This window comes from Gluconobacter sp., assembly GCF_047723935.1.
Taxonomy (GTDB): Bacteria; Pseudomonadota; Alphaproteobacteria; order Acetobacterales; family Acetobacteraceae; genus Gluconobacter.
The window spans coordinates 1-5,967 of the sequence record NZ_JBDOBO010000112.1 but is presented as its reverse complement, the minus strand read 5'-3'; the positions used below and the strand labels follow the sequence as shown (position 1 = coordinate 5,967).

3 protein-coding genes and 4 pseudogenes are annotated in these 5,967 nt (G+C 50.1%); 2 read left to right on the top strand and 5 right to left on the bottom strand.

Translation table 11 applies throughout. The features are described 5' to 3' along the window. Nucleotides 1-527: 527 nt before the first annotated feature. Nucleotides 528-1,094, bottom strand: a pseudogene (locus tag ABF979_RS16110) (IS5 family transposase); the annotation flags it as partial. Nucleotides 1,095-1,306: 212 nt separating this feature from the next. On the opposite strand from ABF979_RS16110, the pseudogene ABF979_RS16105 reads away from it, so the two are divergent. Further along, nucleotides 1,307-1,718, top strand: a pseudogene (locus ABF979_RS16105) (transposase); the annotation flags it as partial. Between the two features lie 48 nt (nt 1,719-1,766). Continuing rightward, entirely contained in the window at nt 1,767-2,111 is a 345-nt protein-coding gene (gene mazF / locus ABF979_RS16100) for an endoribonuclease MazF (protein ID WP_415560710.1), read from the top strand. Between the two features lie 118 nt (nt 2,112-2,229). Here mazF and ABF979_RS16095 read toward each other — a convergent pair whose 3' ends face one another. The 4 genes and pseudogenes from ABF979_RS16095 to ABF979_RS16080 form a co-directional block, all read right to left on the bottom strand. Then, on the bottom strand, nt 2,230-3,741 hold the full coding sequence (locus tag ABF979_RS16095) for a hypothetical protein (RefSeq protein WP_415560709.1): 1,512 nt from the start codon (nt 3,739-3,741) through the stop codon (nt 2,230-2,232). Between the two features lie 49 nt (nt 3,742-3,790). Continuing rightward, nucleotides 3,791-4,117 carry a hypothetical protein gene (locus ABF979_RS16090; protein WP_415560708.1) on the bottom strand — a complete coding sequence of 109 codons (327 nt, stop codon included), beginning with the start codon at nt 4,115-4,117 and terminating at the stop codon, nt 3,791-3,793. 62 nt (nt 4,118-4,179) lie between these two features. Continuing rightward, nucleotides 4,180-4,961 (bottom strand): annotated as a pseudogene (locus ABF979_RS16085) (IS5 family transposase). Nucleotides 4,962-5,045: 84 nt separating this feature from the next. Beyond that, nucleotides 5,046-5,615 (bottom strand): annotated as a pseudogene (locus tag ABF979_RS16080) (glycosyltransferase family 2 protein); the annotation flags it as partial. Between the last annotated feature and the right edge of the window lie 352 nt (nt 5,616-5,967).

The window sequence follows — 5,967 nt, the reverse complement described above, 5'->3', positions numbered from 1 at the left end:
TTATAAATACTGGCAAATATAATTTCAGGTGACAATACGCAACCATGAAAATAAGATCCAGATTAATTTGAAAACAAATACTTTTTCTTCTTGCGAAGGTTGAAGCAAAAAGCGTTTCAGTTATTTCCCCTCAGAATTAAACAATCGTGAGAATGAGCGCCCTTTTGTCGCATCTGACCGTCGGATAATTCCGACTGTGCAATCGAGAAAGGCAACCTTGTCCATCAACCGGAAGATGTCACAAGCGGCGCCATCGGCTAACAGGTGCTTCACCCATAACCAGCGTCTAGGATCATATGTCCTTAATGCAATGTCTGAAATATCCCGCACGACCAGTATTAGTCGGTCATCCATATCGACTACGATATGGCGTTGTCGACCAACGATCTCCTTGCCCGCGTTATAATTATGTGCCTTTGTATGAGAGGGGTTGATACTCTGGCTATCAATTACCCCACTCTACGGACTGAGTTTGCGGCTGACTGCTTGGATCCAAAGTGAACCGGCAGCATCGCCCAGCTACAGCCTTAACCAGTAAGGCAGCACAGCGCATTGATAGGCTTCGTAGAAGTTATTATCCATACGACCTCGTTGTTTTGACGTCTACATGCTGAGTTTGAAACATGCATAAACCTGAGTGATTTGTTCTGGCTGGCGGACTGGCGCCCGTAGATAAAGCTGATCCAAAGGAAGGCTGAGGCGATAGAGACGAAGCCGAGGTAGGGCTGGCCGGTTTTGTCGTATCGGGTGGCGACACGCCGCCAGTTCTTAAGCCTGTTGAACATGCGCTCGATACGGTTTCTCAGCTTGTAGGCATGACGATCGTGGCTGGCGGGGGTTTGCCTCCCGCGTTTGGCCGGGATCACCGGACGGGCGCCGGCGTAGGCGATGTCGGCCCGGATCTGGTCGGCGTCGTAGCCACGATCCGCCAGAAGCTTGTCGAGACGACCGCTGATGGCTTGGAACAATGGCCCAAAGCGCTGCTGATCGTGCGCTTGTCCGGGCGGCAGGACGAAGGCGAGCGGGAGGCCGCGTGCGTCGCAGCGGGCATGGAGTTTGGTTGTGAACCCTCCCAGTGATCGGCCAAGCGCCTCGGCCGAGCCAGCACTATCATGCCGTCGAAGAACCGACTGTTATTTACAGCAGGACGGCAACCGCGCCCCGTCTCAGACAGCAGAAGAGGAGCGATCAGCGCCCATTCTGCCTCCGTCGTCCCGATCGTCTCGTCCAAAGCCATCTCCAAATGGCAGCGTTGAATCAATCTCGTGCAGACCCGTCAAGCTTTGTCCATGAGCGCTAGCAGATGGCGCACCGTACGGCTTTCCGGTCTACCGGTAAAAAAGAGGATGTGGACCGCTTGATCGGCCGCACAAAAGCGACATGAAAACCCGACTTCATGCTATCACCGATGCGAACGGCCGTCCTTTAAGTTTACTCATGACTGCAGGTCAGATCAGTGATTGTACAGGGGCAACGGCTTTGGTGGACTGCCTCCTAAGGCAGAATTGCTTCTGGCAAACTGCGGTTATGACGCTGACTGGTTCAGGGACGCACTGGAAGGGAAGAGTATCAACCCCCGCATTCCAAGGCAGAAATTCCAACCAATGCTCATCAGATACTAGAAATAGAAATACAAACGCTGCAACCGCATCGAAATCATGTTTGGATGCCTCAAGGGCTGGCGACGCGTTGCAACACGCTATGACAGATGGCCCTAATCGACGCGAAGAAGCCAGCTATGGGCCTGCTGTAGGCGGTGAAGTCTGGTGAGTGGAAAAAGCAAAGGCGCATGGGTTCCACATTGCGGGGAGATTGTCTGGCTTGAATTTGACTCACAGGCTAGCAGAGGGCGGGCAGGGCACCGTCCTGCTATTGTACTGGGTCCTGCCAGCTATAAAGCGAAGGCAGGCGGGATGCTCTGTTATCCAACGGCCACGAAAATCAAAGGCTATCCGCTTGAAGAGGCGATCGCTGGCAAGGCAGCGAGTGTCGTTTTGTCTAACGCGGTGAGAAGCCTTGATTGGCGTGTTCGGAATGCGAAACTTAAGGGGAAGGTGCCCCCGCAGGAACTAGAAGCCATCCGTCGACGCGTTCGGCTTCTAGTTGGCTGAAAAGCCTAGAATTTTTCAAAAGTTTCAAAGGCAAAAAAACGCGGGAGCTAGCAGTGCCCAATGGCTATCTATTGAGCAGCAGGCAAGGGGGAATGCTTTCCCCGTTGCTCCCAGGGACTTAGGGAAGGGGTGCTTTGTAGCGGCAGGCATATGGCCTCAGCCAACATGGATCGGGACGTAGAACCAGTTTCATATCCCAAGAGACGAATGGAATATGAGATGGATTGGTTATCGTAAGGTTGTGGACTTCACCATCGAATGGTCGTGCAAGCGCAATCCACCGCTCTCCTTGTGAATCGGGAAGTGAGCGGAAGTCGCGAATATTAACCAAGTGACCGTCTTGATCTTTAATAGTGAAGTCGCGGAAATAGCTATCAGGCCATGCAGGAGGGGGCTCATGCAGGGTCAGCATCCAGGCATGCGAAGCTCCATTGGGAACTTGTACTGGCAGAATGCGAAGACAGGATACCAGAAATACACTTCCCATAACAGCAACTGCCATCCGCCATCGCGACGAAAAGAGTATGCGTAAGCCATGCCAGGCCAGAAACCCCATGGCGGGGAAAAGCCACTTGAAATAATGAACGTTATTATAACGCCACAGGCCGCCCGGAATTAGATCAATGTAGGAAAAGAACAACAGACTGTAAGAAATACATAGTACAGCCAATAGGACATAAGGCAGATCGTTGCGACTACGAACAACCCAAGGCAGCATGGCAATGCCCGTAATGCCGAAAAATAGCCAGTGCATACGCTCCAGCAGGCCTTCGCCATCAGGAAACCACGGGCGTGGTGTTACCATAAGCAAATATGTTTTCCACCACAGAAGATCCGTTCGAAAGCCGAGCTGCTTTGAATGGATCATGTAATCTGATGGCCGAAACCCGTAGATCTGAAGATAGAGAGTAGAAATTATTACAAATACAAAAAGGGCGCCTGCAATAGCGGCGAAAAATTCTTGTATTCGTAGTTCCCGATTCCATAATGCAGTCAAAAAACAACATCCTGCCACCGTTGCAGAAATCAGAATATCTGTCGGCCGGGTGACAGGAATGAGGATTAGCAATGCTCCAAGCAGGATGAATAACGGAATACGATGTGCCGTCAGGCTTCCTTCGTTTCTCAGCAAAGTCAGTCGAGTGCCTAGAGCCAAGGACCACCAGATAAGTGCTGCAGAGAGTGTTGTATTCCAAGGTTCGACCCATACACTTAAAATCTGACTTGGGAACATGGTTGTTCCAATGGCAATTAGCATTCCTGTAAAGGTCGAAATACCCAGACCTTCTGCAAAGAAGACAATTCCACCGGCGGTTATAAGAAGACATAAAAGATCAGGTATCAGATAGACGTGATTTCCCATCCAAACAAAAGGGGCCCCTAAAATGGCATATCCGAGAGGATACCAATGACTGGAAGGTGACAAGTCAAGATGTGCCAGTGCTTGAGCCGACTGGAGATACTTTGACTGATCGAACCAGCCCCACCACCCTTCTGGAAAAGGCGCGCTTGGTGAAGGGCGTGCAGGATTATGTAAATATCCTAAAAAATATATGACAGTCAGGAGAGTCATCCCGATAGCCAAAATATAACGCCGTACGCAGTAATTCTGCCTGTCGGAAAAATTCATATTGATCTTTCGTGGCGAAAAAGAAAAAACTAGATGAAGTCGTTTTATATCATTTTTCAGTAATCTGTTTGGGAGCAGGTAGTGCGAGATAATGCATTCGCTTCTGTTCACGTCGGCCTAAAGTTACACTGTCCAGTATTAGTCCGCATACCATAGACAATGCAGAAATAATCATGCAGCTTGCGGCCAAAAGTGCAGTAGGAAGACGTGGAACAAATCCTGTGTCGATATAATTTATTATAATAGGGATGCCAAGAATTACACCGATTGCCGCAAAAATAAATGCAAAAATTGAAAAAAATACTAATGGCCTTTCTTGCTTTATCAGATTTATAATTGTTTTTAGGATAATTACCCCATCAGAATAGGTGCTCAACTTTGAAGTGGATCCTGGGAGACGTTCGATGTAACTCGTTGATATCTCGCCAATTGGCATGCCTAGGCCGTGTTGACAAAAGAGTTAATCCAGAGTTTTGCGGCGGCGATATTGAGGAAACTCATAAAGGACAGGGCGGTTTTGTCGTATCGGGTTGCAATACGGCGCATCTGCTTGAGCCTGTTGAACATCCGCTCAATGCGATTGCGGTCTCTGTAACGCCGCCAGTCTGTTTTCTGTGGAGCGTTGCGGCCTTTGCGTGATGGAATAATCGGCAGGATCCCATGGAACAGCAGTTCCTGGCGGAAACTGTCACTGTCATAGCCCCGGTCGGCCAGCATGGCTTTGGGGTTCGGGACAGGTAGCTTCATCAGGGCGTCTGTGGCTTTGTAATCCGAGACCTGGCCTCCGGTAAGGACAAAGCCGAGAGGGCGTCCCTGATTGTCACATCGGGCATGGATTTTGCTCGTAAAGCCGCCGCGTGATAGACCAAAAGCCTCCGAATGAGCCCCCCTTTTGCGCCCGTAGCCTGTGAATGGGCACGGACTACGGTGCTGTCGAGCATATGCTGCCAGTTATTGGTCAGGCCGAGGTCTACCAGGGTTTGCAGCAGGGCATCCCACACGCCCTGTTCAGCCCAACGGCGAAACCGGACATAAACGGAGTTCCACTTGCCATAGCGCTCATGCATATCCCGCCATGGACAACCGACGCGCAGGACATGCAGCATGCCATTGAGAAACCGGCGGTTGTCTCCGGCTGGTCGGGCCCAACGTCCGCGCTCAGGCGGCAGAAGCGGACCAATCACCGCCCATTCATGATCCGTCAGATCGCCTCGTGCCATGCCTGTTTTCTCTGTCTGCTATCCCACAGAAACAAAGTGAATCAGATCTCACCCAGATCGTATAGACCTTTTGTCAACGTGACCTAGTTCCAGCGCATGAACGGTAAATTCTGTTTCTGTCTCGAACCCGCTGGAGAGAGCCGGAAAGGACTTTACAAAACGTCGCGAAAACACACGATAACCAGAAAGCATATCGGAAAGACGTCGGCCAAACACCGCTGTTACCAAGCCAGTGAGCACTTTATTACCCAATACATGACCAGGGCGATAAGCGGCTTCTCGATCCGTCACGCGAGCGCCATTCACCATATCCAGCCCTTCGGTCAGGGCCGCATCCAGCATAGCGGAAACTGAAGCGGCCTCATAGGTCGCGTCGCCATCAACGAGCACATAGTAATCAGCATCGATATCCGCAAACATGCGTCGAATAACATGCCCCTTTCCTTGCATACGCTCTGTCCGGACAATGGCGCCAGCTTCACGAGCAACCTGTATAGTCCGGTCACTGGAATTGTTGTCGTATACATAAATTAAAGAATTCGGTAATTCTACTCGAAAATCACTAATTACCTGCGCGATTGAAACCTCTTCATTGTAGCATGGGATAAGAACGGCAATCTTCAGGTTGGGATCAAAAATACTATCTAAAGACATAATAAGAGCACACATCCAAGGAATTAGATATCAATCGGTAGTTTACCTTATTGTTTGCAAATGCTCTACGTGTTCTGTTCTGTTCTGTTCTGTTCTGTTCTGTTCTGTTCTGTTCTGTGTCTTGTTTCGTCGAATTAAAAGCGTGTCGCAAAAAAGCGGTTTGAGTGATTTTTTGCAGAATTTTGCGGATATGGGCGACAATGAGCCATACTTGGGAAGCTTCAAGTGCTGCCTCGACCTTTTTCTCGAGGCGACGACACCTTCGGAACCGTGCGAAGGTCCTCTCAACGATTCAACCTGGAGGGATCGAAGAACTGTTGATGGATGTGCCTGGCCTGTGATTTCTGAGTTT

Bases quoted from the DNA above. Each gene is read 5' to 3' on its own strand.
- ABF979_RS16095 (WP_415560709.1), bottom strand. From the start codon at position 3,741: ATGAATTTTTCCGACAGGCAGAATTACTGCGTACGGCGTTATATTTTG.